The organism is Janthinobacterium sp. FW305-129 (assembly GCF_020858115.1).
Taxonomy (GTDB): domain Bacteria; phylum Pseudomonadota; class Gammaproteobacteria; order Burkholderiales; family Burkholderiaceae_D; genus Janthinobacterium.
The window spans coordinates 561,014-580,015 of the sequence record NZ_JACYMM010000003.1 but is presented as its reverse complement, the minus strand read 5'-3'; the positions used below and the strand labels follow the sequence as shown (position 1 = coordinate 580,015).

The window sequence follows — 19,002 nt, the reverse complement described above, 5'->3', positions numbered from 1 at the left end:
CAGGACCGTGAAACAACTTTGCGCCGATGATAGTGCTGCAACCAGTGTGAAAGTAGGTTATCGTCAGGCTTGTTATTCGCAGTAGAGAAAAACCCGATCAGCAATGGTCGGGTTTTTTTTCGTCTGGCGGTTTGTGATGGTGACCCCAAACGAAGGCTGGGGTCAGACCCTCAACACCGCCAACGCCAAGGTCATCGCCAGCGTGCGAGGCGGGGGGATGCGCTCCAGTGGGGCACATCCCGATCACGAAGTGACTGACCCCGGCTGTCCATTCGTCGGCTGTGCATGCAACAGACGAAAAAAAGGCAGCGCTATGCGCTGCCTTTATCATTTATCAAACCCATTAAAAGTGATAAGCGACTTTGACGTTCATGTAATTGACGCCGCTATTTGGTTTCTTGTAGCCGCCATTCGAGAAATGCTGGATCTTCGCAGCAACTTCCCATTTGTTATTGAAGATATAGCCGACGCCGATATGGTCGCCGAACTGGAAGTGGGTCGACAGGCGGTTATCGTCGTTATCGTACAGCTTGGACAGCATGTGTACGCCAATGCCGCCTTCTGCATAGAAGCCCAGCTTGTTCGTGTTTTCAAAGCGGAAGACGGGAGTAAAGCCCAGGTCCCACAGTTTTTGATGCTGACCAGGGACATTGCGATAGCTCTTGCCATCCCAGCCGCCGATGCTGGCATCCCAGTAACCGCTCAGCTGCGTGCCATTCGATACAAACCAGGCCTTGTCCCAGTTCGAGGTGACGCCGGCGCGTACCATTTGTACCTTCACGCCCTTGGCATATTCGCCGTAGACGGAGTCGATCAGTTTGTCGTCGGCGGCAAAGCCGGCATTGGCTGCCATCAGCGCGGCAACGGCGGCGATGGATTTGAGGAGATTCTTCTTGAAGAACATAGAGGCTTTCATCGTAAAATTGGCCGATAGGCTATTGTCTTGTCTGCGCAGGCAGCTTTTTTGCATGCCGCTCTCGCCACTTGTTGATTTCAGGGGTTCAATTGACATTCTCTACAAAAATCGCATTTCTCGGTATCGGTCTGATGGGGGATCCGATGGTCCGCTGCCTGCTACGCGCTGGATATTCTGTCACAATTTGGAATCGCACGCACAGCAAGGCCGAAGTCCTGCGTGCGGCAGGGGCGCAGGCGGCCGTTTCCGTGGCTGAGGCGGTCAATGGCGCAGATGTGGTCATCTCGATGCTGGAAGCCGGCCCCGTCGTAGCAACGGTGCTGCAGGAAGCGTTGCCGGCCTTGCGCGCAGGAGCGTTGTGGGTCGATATGAGTTCCACCAAGCAATCGGAAGCCCGGCAATTTCATGCCACTTTGCACGCCGCCGGCCATGGCTTCATCGATGCGCCCGTGTCGGGTGGCGTCGGCGGGGCACAGGCGGGTACGCTGGCGATCATGGCTGGCGCCAGCGCCGGCGATTACGCGCGCGTGGAAACTATCCTGGCGGCCATGGGGCGACCGACCCTGGTGGGGCCACCCGGCAGTGGCCAGGTTGCCAAGCTGTGCAATCAGCTGATCGTCGGCGCGACCCTGAATATCGTGGCGGAAGCCCTGCTGTTGGCCCAGGCGGCCGGCGCCGATGCGGCTGCCGTGCGCACGGCTATCCGTGGCGGTTTTGCCGAGAGTAAGATTCTGGAGGTGCATGGCCAGCGCATGCTGGAACGTAACTTTATTGCCGGTGGACAGGTAAAAAGCCAGATCAAGGATATGCACAATATCCTCGCGGCGGCCGAGGCGGCCCACGTCACCTTGCCGGTGACGCAACTGGTGACGCAGCGCTATGAAACCCTGGCTACCACGCACCCGACGGCAGACCATGCGGCGGCCTTGCTGGCCCTGGAAGCGTTGAATCCGGGCCAGCGCCTGGGCACCGGTCCGGATAAGTTGAGCTGAATCAAGTGACGGGCAGGCTCGCTTCGGCCAGCTTGACCCAGAAACTGGCGCCGATGGGCAGCAGGTTGTCGTTGAAGTCGTAGCTGCCATTGTGCAAGACGCACGGCCCCAGGCCGTGGCCGCCGTCGCGGTGCTCGCCATCGCCATTGCCGATGAAGATGTAGCAGCCGGCTTTTTCCTGCAAGAAAAACGCGAAATCTTCCGCGCCCATGGTCGGCTCGACATTCGCGTTGACCTTGTCGGCCCCCACCACGCTTTTCATCACTTCGACGGCAAACGCCGTTTCCTTCGCATGGTTGACCAGCGGCGGATAGTTGCGCTTGAAGTGGAACTCGACTTCGGCGCCAAAGGCGGCGGCGGTGTGCACGGCGATGTCGCGCATGCGCTCTTCGATCAGGTCCAGCACGGGCGTGGTAAACGTGCGCACGGTGCCGACCAGGCTGGCGTCGTCGGGAATCACATTGGTGGCGCTGCCCGCGTGGATCTGCGTGATCGACAGCACGGCCGTGTCGAGCGGGCTCTTGTTGCGGGTGATGACGGTTTGCCAGCTTTGCGCGATCTGCACGGCCACCATCACGGGATCGATACCCTTGTGGGGCTGGGCCGCATGGGCACCCTTGCCCTTGACGGTGACGTGGAATTCATTGCTCGACGCCATCATCGGGCCTTCCACCACGCTCAGGGTGCCTGTTTCGGCGCCTGGCCAGTTGTGCATGCCGTAGATGGCGTCCATGGGAAACTTGCTAAACAAGCCGTCTGCTATCATTTCGCGCGCGCCGGCGCCGCCCTCTTCGGCCGGCTGGAAGACGAGGTAGACCGTGCCATCGAAGTTGCGATGTTGCGCCAGGTAATGGGCCGCGCCCAGCAGCATCGCCGTGTGGCCGTCGTGGCCGCAGGCGTGCATCTTGCCCGGGTGGCGCGAGGCATGCTCGAAAGTATTCATTTCCTGCATGGGCAAGGCATCCATGTCGGCGCGCAAGCCGATGGCGCGTGTCGAGCTGCCATGCTGGATGATGCCGACCACGCCAGTGCGGCCCAGTCCGCGTACCACGGGAATGCCCCACTCCGTCAGTTTGGCGGCGACCACGTCCGAGGTGCGCTGTTCTTCGTAGCACAGCTCGGGGTGCGCATGCAGGTCGCGGCGGATACCTTGCAGCTCGGATTGAAACGCCAAGATCGGATCAACTAGTTTCATGGGACTCTCCTGTGGATGCTGGCACGCGGCAATGTATGGCGCGCCGGACCGCGGCTGTTTGATCAAAAACAGGCGTGGCCAATAGTGCATTGTAGCCCTTGTTTGCCGGGTAAATCCAGCGCACGGACCAGCTTGCCATGGCGCCAACAGCAAGCGCGCGGAATGGTTTACAGTATCGCCTTCCCCCAACGTTTTTGGATTGCCCCATGACCACCACCCAAGTGCGCGCCGCCTGCCCGCTCGACTGTCCCGATACCTGCGCCCTCCTGGTCACGGTGACCGATGGCGTGGCCACCGCCGTCAAGGGTGATCCCGACCACCCGACCACGGCTGGCGTGCTGTGCACGAAGGTGTCGCGCTTCACGGAGCGCACCTACCATGCGGACCGCTTGCTGACGCCGCTGCGCCGCGTGGGCAAGAAGGGGGAAGGCAAGTTCGAGCCCATCAGCTGGGACGAAGCGCTGACGACCATCGCGGCGCGCTTGAAGCCGATCGCTGCGCGCGATCCGCAGGCGATCTTGCCGTACAGCTACTGTGGCACCATGGGCCTGGTGCAGGGCGAGTCGATGTCCTCGCGTTTCTTCAACCAGCTCGGCGCTTCCCTGCTGGACCGCACCATCTGCGCGTCAGCCGGCGCCACGGGCTACCGCTACACGGTGGGCGCCAGCATCGGCACGGACCTGGAGCAGTTCCAGAACGCGAAATTGATCATCATCTGGGGCGGCAACCCGATCGCCTCGAACCTGCACTTCTGGATGCGCGCGCAGGAAGCCAAGCGCCATGGCGCTACCCTGATCGCCATCGACCCCTATCGTTCGCTGACGGCCGAAAAATGCCACCAGCATATCGCCTTGCTGCCGGGCACCGACGCCGCCCTGGCGCTGGGCTTGATGCATGTCTTGATTGTGGAAGATTTGCTCGATCATGATTACATCGAGCGCTACACTATTGGTTACGAGGCCTTGAAACAGCGGGCCCTGGAATGGCCGCCCGAGCGGGTGGCCGAGGTGTGCGGCATCACGATCACGGAAGTGGTGGAACTGGCGCGCCTGTACGGCCAGGCCTGCCGCTCCGGCGAAGGCGCCGCCATCCGTACCAACTACGGCGTGCAGCGCGTGCATGGCGGCGGCATGGCCGTGCGCAACATCGCCTGCCTGCCGGCGCTGACGGGCGCCTGGCGCCATCCTGCCGGCGGCATGCAGCTGTCGAGCTCGGGTTCCTTCCCCGTCAACCGCAAGGCCCTGCAGCGTCCCGACTTATTGAAAGGCACGCCGCGCACCATCAACATGAGCACCATCGGCGACGACTTGCTGAAAACCAGCTCGCCCGAGTTCGGCCCGCAAGTGGAAGCCGTGATCGTCTACAACTCGAATCCGCTGGCGGTGGCACCCGATTCCGCGAAAGTGGCGCAGGGTTTCGCCCGCGAAGACCTGTTTACGGTCGTGCTCGAACATTTCCAGACCGATACCGTCGATTACGCCGACATCGTGTTGCCCGCCACCACGCAACTGGAACACGTCGATGCGCATTCCACCTACGGCCATCTGTACATGATGGCGAACAATGCGGCCGTGGCGCCGCTGGGCGAAGCGAAGGCGAATACGGAAATCTTCCGCCTGCTGGCCCGATACATGGGCTTTGATGATCCATGCTTCCAGGAAAGCGACGATGCGCTGGCGGCCAAGGCGTTCGACAACACGGATGCGCGCGCCGTGCATTTCGACTGGGAATCGCTGAAACGCACGGGCTGGCAAAAGCTGGCCATGCCCGAGGCGCCATTTGCCGCGGGCGGTTTCCCCACGCCATCGGGCAAATGCGAGTTGTATTCGGAAGCCATGGCGCAGGCGGGACTCGATCCCTTGCCGACCTACATTGCGCCGCACGAATCGCCAGCCAGCAATCCCGCACTGGCGGCGCGTTTCCCGCTGGCCATGATTTCGCCGCCGGCGCGCAACTTCCTCAATTCCACCTTTGTGAACGTGAAAAGCCTGCGCGCGGCCGAAGGCGAGCCGCACCTCGATATCCACCCGGATGACAGCGCCGCGCGCGGCATCGCGGCCGGCGACATGGTGCGCATCTTCAATGACCGCGGCAGTTTTGTGGCCAAGGCCAGGGTCACGGACAAGGCGAGACGGGGCCTGGTGGTGGGCCTGTCCGTGTGGTGGAAAAAGCTCGCCAGCGATGGCAAGAACGCCAATGAAGTGACCAGCCAGCGCCTGACGGACATGGGCCGCGCCCCAACCTTCTACGACACGCTGGTCGAAGTGGAAAAGGTGGCCTGACATGGCGCGCTGGCCGGCCCGGCTGCTTGTCGGCATGCTGTGCCTGCCGCTGGGCGGCTGCACGCAGCTGCGCTACTACACGCAGGCGGCGCAGGGGCAATATGCGCTGTGGTCCGGCGCGCGTCCCATCGGCGACTGGCTCGATGACCCGGCCACGGAGCCGCGCCTGAAAGTGCGCCTGGCCAAGGCGCAGCAAATCCGCCGCTTTGCCGTCAGCGAACTGGACTTGCCCGACAATGGCAGCTACAAGAACTATGCGTCCCTGCGGCGCCCGTTCGTGCTGTGGAACGTGGTGGCCACGCCGGAACTGTCGCTGCAGCCGCTGCAATGGTGTTTCCCCATCGCCGGCTGCGTCAGTTACCGCGGCTATTACAGCAAGGAAGAGGCGCTCGCGTATGCCGACGAGTTGCGCGCCCAGCATTACGACGTGCAGGTGGGCGGCGTGCCCGCGTATTCCACGCTGGGCTGGTTCGACGACCCGCTGCTGTCGACTTTTATCAATTACAACGATGCGGAACTGGCGCGCCTGATCTTCCATGAACTGGCGCACCAGGTGGTGTACGTGCCCGGCGATTCGGCCTTCAACGAATCGTTTGCCGGCGCCGTGGAAGAGGCGGGCGTGCAGCGCTGGCTGGCGCGCGAGGGCAATGACGCCATGCGCGCGTCGTACGCCCAGTATGCGGCGCGGCGCCAGGATTTCCTGGCCTTGCTGCTGACATATCGGGAGAAACTGGACGCCGTGTATGCAAGCGACGCCAGCGATGCGGACAAGCGCGCGCGCAAGGCGCAGGTGTTTGCGGCATTGCAAGAAGGGTATCAGGTGCTGAAGAAAAACTGGGGTGGTTTTGCCGGTTACGACCGCTGGTTCGAGCAGCCCTTGAGCAATGCGCACCTGGCTTCCGTGTCTACCTACAATGAATTTTTGCCTGCCTTCAAAAAATTGCTTGAAGAAAAAAAGAACTTTCGTGCTTTTTATGCTGCAGTGCACACAATGTCCCAGATCAAGAAGCCTGAGCGCAGGCAGGCGCTGGAACAATTGTCCAGCCCGTGACCCGTAAAGTTTGTCCCGCACGGCAGGGCAAGCGATCCTGCAACAGTGTATTTGTCATGCTGCATTGCAGCATAAAATACCCCTAGAGTTGCCGCTCGAATACTGTTGAAAGCGCTTGCATGGAAGCGCGGCGCCCGATAGCATCGCATTAGTAGCATAGAGCAATTGCTCGTCAGAATGCTCAAACCGACTGCCGGACGACAGAATCCGCAGCAATGATCCGCGCCGGCAAGGTGCGCCGGCTCCCCCACGATGATTCGAGACAAGAGGCACAGGATGGAAAAAATTTGGCTGAAGTCGTACCCTCCCGGCGTCCCCGCCGACATCGATCCTGATCAATATCGTTCGCTGGTGCATGTGCTGGAAGAGGCATTTCAAAAATATGCGGACCGCAAGGCCTATGTCTGCATGGACAAATTTCTCACCTACGCCGAACTCGATACCTATTCGCGCCAGTTGGGCGCCTGGCTGCAAAGCCGCGGCTTGAAGAAGGGGGCCAGAGTGGCCCTGATGATGCCGAACGTGCTGCAGTATCCGGTGGCCATTGCCGCCGTGCTGCGCGCCGGCTATACGGTGGTCAACGTCAATCCGCTGTACACGCCGCGCGAACTCGAGCATCAGCTCAACGATTCGGGCAGCGAAGCCATCATCGTGCTGGAAAACTTTGCCCATACGCTCGAGCAAGTGCTGAGCAGGACGGCCGTCAAGCACATCGTCGTCGCCAGCATGGGCGAGATGCTGGGCGGTTTGAAGGGCATGCTCGTCAATTTTGTCGTGCGTAACGTCAAGAAGATGGTGCCCGCGTATTCCCTGCCGAACGCCATGCGTTTCAAGCAGGCGCTGGCGCTGGGCAGCCGCATGAAACTCACGCCAGTCGAGCTGAGCATCAACGACCCCGCTTTCTTGCAATACACGGGCGGCACCACGGGCGTGTCGAAAGGCGCGACCTTGAGCCACCGCAATGTGATTGCCAATGTGCTGCAAAGCGAAGCGTGGTCGGGCGCGGCGCTCGACCAGAACAGCAAGGAACAGATGATCATCGTCTGCGCCTTGCCGCTGTACCATATCTTTGCCCTGACGGCGTGCGCCATGTGGGGCACGCGCGTGGGCGCCCTGAATATCCTGATCCCGAATCCGCGCGATATCCCGGGCCTGATCAAGGAACTGGGCAAATACAAGTTCAATTTGTTGCCGGCGGTCAATACGCTGTATAACGCGCTGGTCAATCATCCCGACTTCGCCAGGCTCGATTTCTCGGGCTTGAAGATCGCCAATGGCGGCGGCATGGCGGTGCAGCAAGCTGTCAACGACAAGTGGCTGCAGGTGACGGGTGTGTCCATCATCGAAGGTTATGGCTTGTCGGAAACGTCGCCCGTCGCCACCTGCAACCGCGCAGACAGCACGGCGTTCTCCGGCACCATCGGCTTGCCGATTCCGTCGACCGAGATCGCCATCCTCGACGATGACGGCAAGGAAGTAGCGCTGGGCCAGACGGGCGAGATCGCCATCCGTGGCCCGCAAGTGATGAGCGGCTACTGGAACCGTCCCGATGAAACGGCCAAGGTCATGACGCCGGACGGCTACTTCAAATCGGGCGACGTGGGCATCATGGACGAGCGCGGCTACGTGAAGATCGTGGACCGCAAGAAAGACATGATCCTCGTCTCCGGCTTCAATGTGTATCCGAACGAAGTCGAAGCCGTCATCGCGGCCCATCCGGGCGTGCTCGAGTGCGCCTGCGTGGGCGTGCCCGATGAACATTCGGGCGAGGCCGTGAAAGTGTTTGTCGTGCGCAAGGATCCGAACCTGACCCAGGAAGTGCTGGCCGCGTATTGCAAGGAGCAGTTCACGGGCTACAAGCGGCCGAAATACATCGAATTCCGCGATGAACTGCCGAAGACCAACGTCGGCAAGATTTTGCGTCGCGCCTTGCGCGACGAGAAAAAGATAGCAGCATAAACAATGTGGATGCGCCAGGGGGCGCATCCCTTTTACAGATAAAGATGAGGCGAGATGGACAAGATTTGGTTGAAGTCGTACCCGGACGGCGTTCCCGCAGAGATTGATTGCACGCAATACCGTTCCGTAACGCATTTGTTGGAAGAGTCGTTCCAGAATTATGCGGACCGCAATGCCTTCGTGTGCATGGATAAATTCCTCACCTACCGCGAACTGGACAAGTTGTCGCAGCAGATGGGCGCCTGGCTGCAAAGCAAGGGCCTGCAACGGGGCGCGCGCGTGGCGATCATGCTGCCCAACGTGCTGCAATATCCGGTGGCCATGGCGGCGATCCTGCGCGCCGGCTACACGGTGGTCAACGTCAATCCCCTGTACACGCCGCGCGAATTGCAGCACCAGCTGATCGATTCGGGCAGCGAAGCCATCATCGTGCTGGAAAACTTTGCCACCACGGTCGAACAGGTGCTGCCGCATACCCAGGTCAAGCACGTGATCGTGGCCACCATGGGCGACTTGCTGGGCGGCTTGAAGGGCACGATCGTCAACTTCGTCGTGCGCAAGATCAAGAAAATGGTGCCGGCGTTTTCCTTGCCGAACGCCATCAGCTTCAACAAGATGCTGGCCGAAGGCGCGCGCCTGACCTTGACGCCGGTAGAGCAGGGCCATGACGATATCGTCTTCCTGCAATACACGGGCGGCACGACGGGCGTATCGAAAGGCGCCATGTTGTTGCACCGCAATGTGATCGCCAACGTGCTGCAGAACGAGGCGTGGATGGCGCCCGTGATGACCAAGGAAATGCGCGCCACGTCGATGGGCTTCATGTGCGCCTTGCCCCTGTATCACATCTATTCGCTGACGGTCAGCGCCCTGATGGGTATGCGTCTGGGCGGCATGTGCGTGCTGATTCCGAATCCGCGCGACATCCCCGGCTTCGTCAAGGAATTGAGCAAGCACAAGATCGTTGTCTTCCCTGCCGTCAATACCTTGTACAACGCGCTGCTGAATAATGCCGATTTCGCCAAGCTCGATTTTTCCAGCTACAAAGTGTGCAATGGCGGCGGCATGGCCCTGCAGCGCAACGTGGCCGAACGCTGGCTGAAACTGACGGGCTGCCCGCTGATCGAAGGTTATGGCATGTCGGAAACATCACCCGTGGTGACGGGCAACCGCGTCGATATCACGGAATTCACGGGCACCATCGGCTTGCCTTTCCCGTCGACGGAAGTGGCTATTTTGAATGATGATGGCGTGGAAGTGGCGCTGGGCGAGCCGGGTGAAATCGCCGTGCGCGGCCCGCAAGTGATGGCGGGATATTGGCAGCGTCCGGACGAGACGGCCAAGTCGATGACGGCCGACGGCTACTTCAAGACGGGCGACGTGGGTGTCATGGACGAGCGCGGCTATGTGAAGATTGTCGACCGCAAGAAAGATATGATCATCGTCTCCGGCTTCAATGTGTATCCGAACGAGGTGGAAGACGTGGTCGCTTCCTGCCCGGGCGTGCTCGAATGTGCCTGCATCGGCGTGCCGGATGCCAATTCGGGCGAAGCCGTGAAAGTGTTTGTCGTGCGCAAGGACCCGAACCTGACGGTGGAACAGATCCGCGAGCATTGCAAGCATGAATTGACGGCGTACAAGAAGCCGAAATACATCGAGTTCCGCGATGAATTGCCAAAAACCAACGTCGGCAAGATCTTGCGCCGTCAATTGCGCGACGAAAAGAAAGCAGCTTAATGCGCCGATAAGGCTGTGTCTGCCGCCACGGCTTGCCGTGGTTGGGCGGGCAAGCCGAAGCAGGGGCGCAGCCAGTTCACTTTGCTGATCAGCAGCGACGTTCCCAGCCAGCAAGTCGCCACCGTGCCTGCCAGTATCAGCAGTGGTTCCAGCACGGGGCCCAGCTTTAACGGCACCAGCCAGTAGGCCAGCAGCACGATGGCGCTCTGGTGCAGTATGTACCAGGGAAAGACGGCCTGGCGCGCCCATGGCAGCCAGGCAAACGGTTTATTCAGCAAGGTGTGCGACCAGCCCAGGATGGCGCAGATGGCCAGCCACATGTACAGGTTGCGCATGGGCCAGGAGCCGGCTGAGGCCCAGGTCAGCAGGTTTTCCGAATACACGAGATCAAAGCCCAGATACACGGCAAACGCGCAGGGCGCCAGCAGCAGCGCATGCCAGCGCAAGCGCGCCAGTTCCTGCCACACTCCCTTGTCATTGCCCAGCCACCAGCCATACAGATACATGGTGAAATAGATGGCGTGCGCGTACCAGTCTTTCACCAGCGCATGGGTTTCCGGATAGCGCAGTTTCAGGAAAGCCGTTGCCGCCAGCGCGGGCAGGGCGGGCAGGATCAACAGGCGCCAGCCGCGCAGCCCCGTCAACAGCGGCCTGGCCTTGGCCAGCAGCGGCTGCAGCGCCACCAGCACGATGGTGTACAGCAGCAGATACACCAGATACCACAGATGGTTCCAGGTAAAACTGGTTTTCCAGCCCGTAAATGCGCCGGCCGGCCAGGCGTAGCCGCCAAAGTAGTGCAGCAGAAATGCTCCATAGCCAGGCTCGACCAGGCCGTTGCTGACGCCCTCGCAATACGGCTGCACGGGAATCACCACCAGCACGCCAAACAGCAGGGGCAGCAACAGGCGCTTGATCCGGCGCCACAGGAAGGCGCCGCGCGAGGCGTGCGCCATCATGGCGCACGACACGCCGGAAATGAGGAACACGATTTCCATGCGCCACCGGTTGATAAAGACCATGGGAAAGTTCAATGTTTCCGTCAAGTAGCTGCTCTTCATGTGGAAGGCGGCACCGTCCAGGTACAGCATGGCCGTGTGGTAGACGATCAGCAGGCTGAAGACAAGAAAGCGCAAGGCATCGATATCGTAACGGCGAGAATCAGTGGTCATGGTCGCGGGTCCGCTGGTGAAGGAAGAGCCCAGCATAGGCAGGCCACACGGGGCGATCCAGCGAAAAGTGATCAATTGCGGGCTGTTTGTGACGAGCGGTGACACTGGGACGGCTTTGGGACCTTACAATCATGCAACTAATTTGCCATCCGACACCATGCGCCTGTCTTCCACCGATTTGTTGCAACGATATCAACGCTGGCGCCAGTTCGCCGAGCCAGCTTTCTGGATCGTCCTGTATCTGCTGCAAACGTCGCTCAACTGCTGGATCAGCTGGACGGATCGCCAACGCGCCGGGCTCGCTACACCGTTCTGGGAAGTGGCCGTGTGGGAGTGGAGCAGCAACCTGGTGTTGCTGGCGCTGGTGCCGGTGGTGATCCTGGCTAACCAGCTTCGGCCCTTGCACCTGATTTTCCAGCGCCAAAACCTGCGCTGGCACCTGATCGCGTCGCTGGTCTACAGCCTCGTGCATGTGCTGGCCATGGTGGCCTTGCGCAAACTGGCGTACTGGAGCGCCGGCAGCGATTACGATTTCGGTAACTGGTGGCGCGAATTGCCTTATGAATATGTTAAGGATGTGCGCACTTACTTCTCCATTTTATTGTTCACGGGCTTTTACCAGTTGCTGCTGATGCGCTGGCAAGGCGAGGCGACCCTGCTGGGCGAACCCGACGAGGGACTGGCCGTGGAGCCGGTGCAGCAGCCGGAACGCTTCCTGGTGCGCAAGCTGGGCAAGGATTTTCTGTTGCCCGCCGCCGATATCGAGTGGATACAGGCCTGGGGCAATTATGTGAATTTGCACGTGCGCGGCCATGATTATCCGTTGCGCTCGACCATGGCGGCCATCGAGCGCCGCCTGGATAGCAAGCGCTTCCTGCGTGTGCACCGCAGCTATATCGTCAATCTTGATTTCGTACAAGCCATCGTGCCGCTGGAATCGGGCGATGCCCGCGCGGTACTTTCCACTGGGGGCGAAGTGCCCGTCAGCCGGCGCTACCGCGAGGCCTTGAAAAGCATAGGCTAGACGCGCTGCACGCCAGCCTTGCCATCCTGGACGGTGAAACTGGCCAGTGTCGCGATGGTCGACGCGCTGTCGCGCACATTTTCCAGACCCTGGAACAGGGTCGTCGTTTTCTCCGGCGTGATTTCCATCAACATATAGCCGCGCTTGTCGCTGCGCCCGTAGCGGATGTGCGGATTCATCGCCACGTACTGCTCCGTGCGCGCCTGCGGGCGGGAACTCGAGGTGATTGAGGTGCCGCAAAACTCCGTGGCCAGCACGGGATTATCCTTGCCGGTGGGGCGCATGGCGTTGCGGCTCAGTTCCGTGGCATAAAAGGTGTGCACGTCGCCCGACAGCACCAGCGGGTTGCTGGCCTTGCTGCTGCGCAAGGCGTCAAGCAGGTGCTGGCGCGCCATCGGGTAACCGTCCCAGCCATCGGTCCAGACGCGCTCGTCGCCGGGGCGCAGGATGGGCACCTGGCTCGATTGCGCCATCAGGGTTTGCTGGGCCAGGATATTCCAGCGCGCGGGAGAATCATCGAGACCGGTTTGCAGCCAGCGCTGCTGTTCCTCGCCCAGCATGGTGCGGCCGGGCTTGAGCAAGTCGGGGCAGCTGCGCGTGGTGACGGAATTCGAGCCGCCGCGGCCGGGCCTGGCGCAGGCGTGGTAGGCGCGGTATTGCCGGTCGTCCAGCACGTGGAAGCGCGCCAGGCGGCCCCAGTCGTAGCGCTGGTAGATGCGCATGTCGACAAAGCCCCGCCGTCCCAAGGGCAGCAGCCGTAGCGGCATGTGCTCATAAAACGCCTGGTAGGCGGCCGCGCGGCGCTGCAAGAAGGTGGGCGTGAGCAACTCGTCGCGGTCGTTGCCGTAATCGTTGGCCACTTCATGGTCATCCCAGGTGACGATCCACGGCGCGGCCAGGTGCGCGCCCTGCAAGTCGCGGTCGCTCTTGTACTGCGCATAGCGGGCGCGGTACTCGTCCAGGGTAAAGCTTTCATGCGTGCGCATGGCCCGGTTCGGGTGCTGCAGCTGGTACGGCCCCCACTCATAGATGTAGTCGCCGAGAAAGGCTACCAGGTCGGGCGCGGCCGCGGCGATGTGCCGGTGCGCCGCATACGCGCCGAATTCCCAGTGCTGGCATGAGGCGACAGCCAGTTTCAGCGAAGAAGGCATGGAGCCGGGCTCGGGCGCCGTGCGCGTACGGCCCACGGGGCTGACGGCGTCGCCCAGCATGAAGCGGTACCAGTACCAGCGTCCGGGCGCCAGGCCGCCCGCGTCGACATGCACGCTGTGCGCGAGGGCGGGCGTGGCCGTCGCTTGCCCTTTGGCGGCGATGCGCCGGAAAGCTTCGTCTTCGGCCACTTCCCAGCGCACGTTCAGGGCGATGGCGGGCGTGGCGGCAGCCTGCAGCGGGTCGTAGCAGATGCGCGTCCACAGCACGACGGCGTCGGGCAGGGGCGAGCCGGAAGCGACGCCGAGCGCAAACGGGTAGCCCGCGCCGTTCAGGCGCGTGGCGGCGCTGGCGCTGGAACCGGACAGCACGCTGCCGGCGGCGGCCAGCGCACCGATGCGGGCGGCGCTGTGCAGGAAGATGCGGCGCTGGCTATCCATGCCGTCTGAAACGTGGGATTAATACGACAATCAGGACGCCAATAAGGTCTCGATCGGCGGCACCTTGCGCGGCTTGCGGTCAGAGTCCGTCGCCACATAGATCAGGGTTGCTTCCGTGACTTTCACGATGCACGCCTGCAGGCGGTTGCGCTCGGCATACACTTCCACGTTGACGGTGATCGAGGTATTGCCCACCTTGACGATGTCGGCGTAGAACGAGAGCAGATCGCCGACGAAGACGGGGTTTTTGAAGACGAAGGAGTTGACGGCGATGGTGGCGACACGGCCGTTGGCGCGCCGCGTGGCCGGCAGGGAACCGGCGATATCGACTTGCGCCATGATCCAGCCGCCGAAGACGTCGCCGTACACATTGGCGTCGGACGGCGCGGGCATCATGCGCAATTCCGGCATTTTTCCGGCGGGCAGGCCGGAGGCGAGGCAGTTGTCGGGGCGGGCGGGGGAGGTGCTCATCTTTTATTCTCATGAAAGGCTACAATTGCTGCGATTGAACCATAAAAAGCCGACCTTCGCCATGCGCCGTTCCCAGACTCCCCCTCCGCCCCGCTCGCCAGCTTCCGCCAGCCACAGCGATTTCGCCACCATCAAGACCTTGCTGCCATACCTGTGGGTCTACAAATGGCGAGTGCTGCTGGCGCTGCTTTGCCTGGTGGGCGCCAAGCTGGCCAACGTGGGCGTGCCGCTGATCCTGAAAAAACTCGTCGACGCCATGACGATCACGGCGGCGCATCCGCAGGCGCTGCTGGTGCTGCCCGTCGGCTTGCTCGTGGCTTACGGCTTGCTGCGCCTGTCGACCACCTTGTTTACGGAATTGCGCGAATTTCTGTTCGCCCGGGTCACGCAGCGCGCCGTGCGCACCATCGCCCTGCAAGTGTTCCGCCACCTGCATGCCTTGTCCCTGCGTTTTCATTTGAACCGCCAGACGGGCGGCATGACGCGCGATATCGAACGGGGCACGCGCAGTGTCGGTTCGCTCATTTCCTACACCCTGTTCAACATCTTGCCGACCCTGGTGGAAATCACCCTCGTGCTCGGCTATCTGGTCTTGCATTACGACATCTGGTTCACCGTGATCACGGCGGTGGCGCTGGTGTCGTACATCGCGTTCACCGTGCTGGTGACGAACTGGCGCACGCATTTCCGCCGCACCATGAACGACCTCGATTCGAAGGCAAATACCAAGGCCATCGATTCGCTGATTAACTATGAAACCGTGAAATATTTCGGCAACGAGGATTACGAGGCGAAGCGCTACGACGAGGGCTTGCAGCGCTACGAATCGGCGGCCGTGAAATCGCAAACTTCCTTGTCCTTGCTCAATACGGGCCAGTCGCTGATCATCGCCACGGCCGTGACATTAATTCTCTGGCGCGCCACCGTGGGCGTGATCGCCGGCACGATGACTCTGGGCGACCTGGTGCTGGTGAACGCCTTCATGATCCAGCTGTATATTCCCCTCAATTTCCTGGGCGTTATTTATCGCGAAATCAAGCAAAGCCTGGCCGACATGGAACGCCTGTTTTCCTTGCTGAACGAAAACCGCGAAATCGCCGATACGCCGGACGCCAAACCGCTCGTCACGCGCGGCGCGGCCGTGCGTTTCGCGCATGTGGATTTCAGCTATGAAGCGAAGCGGCAAATCCTGTTTGACGTGGATTTCCAGATACCGGCCGGCACCACGACGGCCGTGGTGGGCCACAGCGGCTCGGGCAAGTCGACCTTGTCGCGTTTACTGTTCCGCTTCTATGAAGTCGATGGCGGCGGCATCACCATCGATGGCCAGGACTTGCGCGCCGTAACGCAGGATTCGTTGCGCGCGGCCATCGGCATCGTGCCGCAGGATACGGTGCTGTTCAACGACGCCATCGAATACAACATCGCCTATGGCAAGCCAGGCGCCAGCAAGGACGCCATCGTGGCGGCGGCGAAAGCGGCATCGATCCATGATTTTATTGAAAGCTTGCCAGATGGCTACAACTCCATGGTGGGCGAGCGGGGTTTAAAACTGTCGGGCGGCGAAAAGCAGCGCGTGGCCATCGCCCGCACCTTGCTGAAAGACCCGGCCATCCTGATCTTCGATGAAGCCACTTCGGCGCTCGACTCCAAGGCCGAACAGGCGATCCAGGCGCAGCTGAAGGACATCGCCAAAAACCGCACCACCCTGGTGATCGCGCACCGTCTGTCGACGGTGGCCGACGCCCAGCAAATCCTCGTGCTCGACCATGGCCGCATCGTCGAACGGGGCACGCATCCGCAATTGCTGGCGGCGGATGGCCTGTACGCGCAGATGTGGCAACGCCAGCAGGCGAACCAGGATGAAGAGCGCGGCGAACAGGACGAGTTGGCGGGGCTGGCGCCGGCAAAATAAATCGGGAATGGGAAATCAGTAGGAAAAATGCTACAGCCGCGCCCCTTCAGGCGCGCGTATAGCGCCTATTTGACGGCAATCGCAGAAAACGGCTGGTCCGGCGCTGAAAATGAAATAAAATTAATTCCATTGGTGGCGTCTGCACCACAGTTGTTTCGTTCGGAGTCCATCCGGTTTGTCCGCCCAGGAGAATTTATGAAATTGACCAAAATCATCGCCACGCTGCTCAGCGTCGGTGTCATCAGCAGCATGTCGCCAGTCCAGGCCCAGGAATTGACCGGCACCTTGGCCAAGATCAAGAAAGCCGGTTCCGTCACCCTCGGCGTGCGCGACGGCTCCGTGCCCTTCTCCTATCTCGATGACAAGCAGCAATACCAGGGTTATTCGATCGACCTGTGCATGAAAGTCGTCACGGCCCTGCAAAAGCACCTGGGCCTGAGCGAACTGAAAGTGGTGATGAGCCCCGTCACGTCGGCCAACCGCATTCCGCTAATGGCCAACGGCACTATCGACCTCGAATGCGGCTCGACGACGAACAACCTGGAGCGCCAGCAGCAGGTGGCATTCGCCCCGACCATGTTCGTCATCGGCAATCGCATCCTGGCGAAAAAATCCTCGAACATCAAGACCCTGGAAGACTTGCGCGGCAAGACCCTGGTCGCCACGGCGGGCACGTCGACCATCAAGCAGATGACGATTTTGAACAAGGAAAAGAACCTGGGCATGAACATTGCCGTCGGCAAGGATCATCCCGAGTCGTTCCTGATGCTGGAAACGGGCCGCGCGGTGGCCGAAGCCAACGACGACATTTTGCTGGCCTCGCAAGTGGCCAACTCGAAGAACCCGAACGACTACGAAATCACCAAGGAAGCGCTGTCGGTCGAGCCGTACGGCATCATGCTGCGCAAGGGCGACCCGGCCTTCAAGAAAGTGGTCGACGACGCGCTGATCCGCCTGTACAAGAGCGACGACATCAACCGCATTTATGCGAAATGGTTTACCTCGCCGATTCCACCGAAAAACATCAACCTGAAATTCCCCATGCCGCCGCAACTGAAGGCCGTGTTCATGAATCCGACCGACTCGGGCGACCCGGCAGCATATGCGGCCGTGCCCGAAGCGCAGAAGACTTCGGACAAACGGAAAAAGTAAAGATTGCGTAACAAACCGGGAGGCGCAAGCCTCCCGATTTATTTGCGGGATGGTCGGCCGGCTGGCCGCCGTCCTTGGGCTGCACGGGAAGGATGATCATGAATTACAACTGGAATTGGCGCATTTTCTGGGAGATTTCTCCCGATGGCGTGGGCACGTATATGGACACGCTGTGGTCCGGCTTGATCTGGACCCTGGCCACGGCCGGTACGGCCTGGATCATGGCGCTGATATTGGGTCTGGTGATCGGCACCGTGCGCACCTTGCCGAACAAATGGCTGGTGGGCGTGGCCAATGCGTATGTGGAATTGTTTCGCAATGTGCCGCTGCTGGTGCAGATGTTCCTCTGGTATTTCGTCATGCCGGAACTGCTGCCGCCTGATCTGGGCGCCTGGGTCAAGTCGCTGCCGAATGCGCCGTTCGTCACGGCCGTGCTGTGCCTGGGATTCTTTACCTCCTCGCGCGTGGCCGTGCAGGTGACGACGGGCATCGAGGCGCTGCCGCGCGGGCAGAAACTGGCCGGCACGGCGCTGGGCCTGACCCTGCCGCAAACCTACCGCTTCATTCTGCTGCCGATGGCCGCGCGCGTCATCATGCCGCCGCTGACCAGCGAGTTTTTAAACATCATCAAGAACAGTTCCGTGGCGTTGACCATTGGCCTGATCGAACTGACGGCCAGCGCGCGCGCCATCCAGGAGTTTTCCTTCCAGGTGTTCGAGGCGTTTTCGGCCGCCACCATCATCTACGTCGTCGTCAACCTGCTGGTGGTGGTGCTGATGCACCTGATCGAAAAAAAGGTCGCCATCCCGGGCTTCATCGTGGCCGGCGCCAAGACGGGAGGACACTGATATGTTCGGCAATTTCGACTTCGACGTCATCTCCCGCTCGTGGGTCTACCTGTTCCAGACCGGCATGGTGTTTACCCTGAAACTGACGGCGCTGGCCATGGTCGGCGGCATCGTGCTGGGCACCGTGCTGGCGCTGATGCGTTTGTCCGGCAGCCGCCTCATCTCGGGCGTGGCGTCGAGCTACGTCAACCTGATACGCTCGATCCCGCTGGTGCTGGTGATCTTCTGGTTCTACTTCCTGGTGCCGTATATCGCCGCCTGGGTCATCGGCGCGAACGAACCCGTGAAAGTGGGTGCGTTTTCTTCCGCGCTGATCACCTTCATCATGTTCGAGGCGGCCTACTATTGCGAGATCATGCGCAGCGGCATACAGTCGATTCCCCGCGGCCAGGTGTGGGCGGGCCAGGCGCTGGGCATGAATTACTCGCAGACCATGGCCTTCATCGTGCTGCCGCAAGCCTTCCGCAACATGATTCCCGTGCTGCTGACGCAAACCATCGTGCTGTTCCAGGACGTGTCGCTCGTGTACGTGCTGTCGATCCCCGATTTCGTTGGCGCCGCCTCGAAAATCGCCCAGCGCGACGGCCGCCTGGTGGAGATGTACGTGTTTGTCGCCGTCGTGTATTTCGTGCTGTGCTATGCCTTGTCATTCCTGGTAAAACGCCTGCAGAAACGCGTCGCCATCATTCGCTAACCGTAAAA

The 19,002-nt window shown here is 61.0% G+C and carries 15 protein-coding genes; 10 read left to right on the top strand and 5 right to left on the bottom strand.

Features of this window, described 5'->3' with window-relative positions; all coding sequences use genetic code 11:
• Positions 1 to 343 precede the first annotated feature (343 nt).
• Positions 344 to 916, bottom strand: a complete 573-nt coding sequence (locus IGS61_RS08960) for an acyloxyacyl hydrolase (protein WP_230539252.1) — start codon at positions 914 to 916, stop codon at positions 344 to 346.
• An 89-nt stretch (positions 917 to 1,005) separates the two neighbouring features.
• Here IGS61_RS08960 and IGS61_RS08955 point away from each other — a divergent pair, with 89 nt between their 5' ends.
• Positions 1,006 to 1,908 carry an NAD(P)-dependent oxidoreductase gene (locus IGS61_RS08955; RefSeq protein ID WP_268993797.1) on the top strand — a complete coding sequence of 301 codons (903 nt, stop codon included), beginning with the start codon at positions 1,006 to 1,008 and terminating at the stop codon, positions 1,906 to 1,908.
• A gap of 1 nt (position 1,909) precedes the next feature.
• Here the strand turns inward: IGS61_RS08955 and IGS61_RS08950 are convergent, their stop codons facing one another.
• Complete coding sequence (locus tag IGS61_RS08950; RefSeq protein WP_230539250.1) at positions 1,910 to 3,103, bottom strand: M20 aminoacylase family protein; 1,194 nt, start codon at positions 3,101 to 3,103, stop codon at positions 1,910 to 1,912.
• Positions 3,104 to 3,309: 206 nt separating this feature from the next.
• Between IGS61_RS08950 and IGS61_RS08945 the strand changes: the two genes are divergently transcribed.
• From IGS61_RS08945 to IGS61_RS08930, 4 genes are all read left to right on the top strand, one after another.
• Entirely contained in the window at positions 3,310 to 5,385 is a 2,076-nt protein-coding gene (locus IGS61_RS08945) for a molybdopterin-containing oxidoreductase family protein (protein WP_230539249.1), read from the top strand.
• Position 5,386: 1 nt separating this feature from the next.
• On the top strand, positions 5,387 to 6,436 hold the full coding sequence (locus IGS61_RS08940) for an aminopeptidase (protein ID WP_230539248.1): 1,050 nt from the start codon (positions 5,387 to 5,389) through the stop codon (positions 6,434 to 6,436).
• Between the two features lie 276 nt (positions 6,437 to 6,712).
• Entirely contained in the window at positions 6,713 to 8,395 is a 1,683-nt protein-coding gene (locus IGS61_RS08935; RefSeq protein WP_230539247.1) for a long-chain fatty acid--CoA ligase, read from the top strand.
• 54 nt (positions 8,396 to 8,449) lie between these two features.
• Positions 8,450 to 10,132, top strand: a complete 1,683-nt coding sequence (locus IGS61_RS08930; protein WP_230539246.1) for a long-chain-fatty-acid--CoA ligase — start codon at positions 8,450 to 8,452, stop codon at positions 10,130 to 10,132.
• Here IGS61_RS08930 and IGS61_RS08925 read toward each other — a convergent pair.
• Positions 10,129 to 11,301, bottom strand: a complete 1,173-nt coding sequence (locus IGS61_RS08925) for an acyltransferase family protein (RefSeq protein WP_230539245.1) — start codon at positions 11,299 to 11,301, stop codon at positions 10,129 to 10,131. The two genes, IGS61_RS08930 and IGS61_RS08925, sit on opposite strands and share 4 nt — an antisense overlap.
• A gap of 142 nt (positions 11,302 to 11,443) precedes the next feature.
• Between IGS61_RS08925 and IGS61_RS08920 the strand changes: the two genes are divergently transcribed.
• Positions 11,444 to 12,325 carry a LytR/AlgR family response regulator transcription factor gene (locus IGS61_RS08920; RefSeq protein WP_230539244.1) on the top strand — a complete coding sequence of 294 codons (882 nt, stop codon included), beginning with the start codon at positions 11,444 to 11,446 and terminating at the stop codon, positions 12,323 to 12,325.
• On the opposite strand, the gene IGS61_RS08915 is transcribed toward IGS61_RS08920, so the two are convergent.
• Positions 12,322 to 13,914: an alkaline phosphatase D family protein gene (locus tag IGS61_RS08915; protein ID WP_230539243.1), complete on the bottom strand. Its 1,593-nt coding sequence runs from the start codon at positions 13,912 to 13,914 to the stop codon at positions 12,322 to 12,324. The two genes, IGS61_RS08920 and IGS61_RS08915, sit on opposite strands and share 4 nt — an antisense overlap.
• 30 nt (positions 13,915 to 13,944) lie before the next feature.
• Positions 13,945 to 14,385 carry an acyl-CoA thioesterase gene (locus IGS61_RS08910; RefSeq protein ID WP_086138644.1) on the bottom strand — a complete coding sequence of 147 codons (441 nt, stop codon included), beginning with the start codon at positions 14,383 to 14,385 and terminating at the stop codon, positions 13,945 to 13,947.
• Between the two features lie 61 nt (positions 14,386 to 14,446).
• Here IGS61_RS08910 and IGS61_RS08905 point away from each other — a divergent pair, with 61 nt between their 5' ends.
• The 4 genes from IGS61_RS08905 (at position 14,447) to IGS61_RS08890 (ending at position 18,994) form a co-directional block, all read left to right on the top strand.
• Complete coding sequence (locus IGS61_RS08905) at positions 14,447 to 16,300, top strand: ABCB family ABC transporter ATP-binding protein/permease (RefSeq protein WP_230539242.1); 1,854 nt, start codon at positions 14,447 to 14,449, stop codon at positions 16,298 to 16,300.
• Positions 16,301 to 16,495: 195 nt separating this feature from the next.
• On the top strand, positions 16,496 to 17,452 hold the full coding sequence (locus IGS61_RS08900; protein WP_230539241.1) for an amino acid ABC transporter substrate-binding protein: 957 nt from the start codon (positions 16,496 to 16,498) through the stop codon (positions 17,450 to 17,452).
• 98 nt (positions 17,453 to 17,550) lie between these two features.
• On the top strand, positions 17,551 to 18,300 hold the full coding sequence (locus tag IGS61_RS08895) for an amino acid ABC transporter permease (protein WP_034779060.1): 750 nt from the start codon (positions 17,551 to 17,553) through the stop codon (positions 18,298 to 18,300).
• Between the two features lies 1 nt (position 18,301).
• Positions 18,302 to 18,994 carry an amino acid ABC transporter permease gene (locus IGS61_RS08890; protein ID WP_230539240.1) on the top strand — a complete coding sequence of 231 codons (693 nt, stop codon included), beginning with the start codon at positions 18,302 to 18,304 and terminating at the stop codon, positions 18,992 to 18,994.
• Positions 18,995 to 19,002 lie beyond the last annotated feature (8 nt).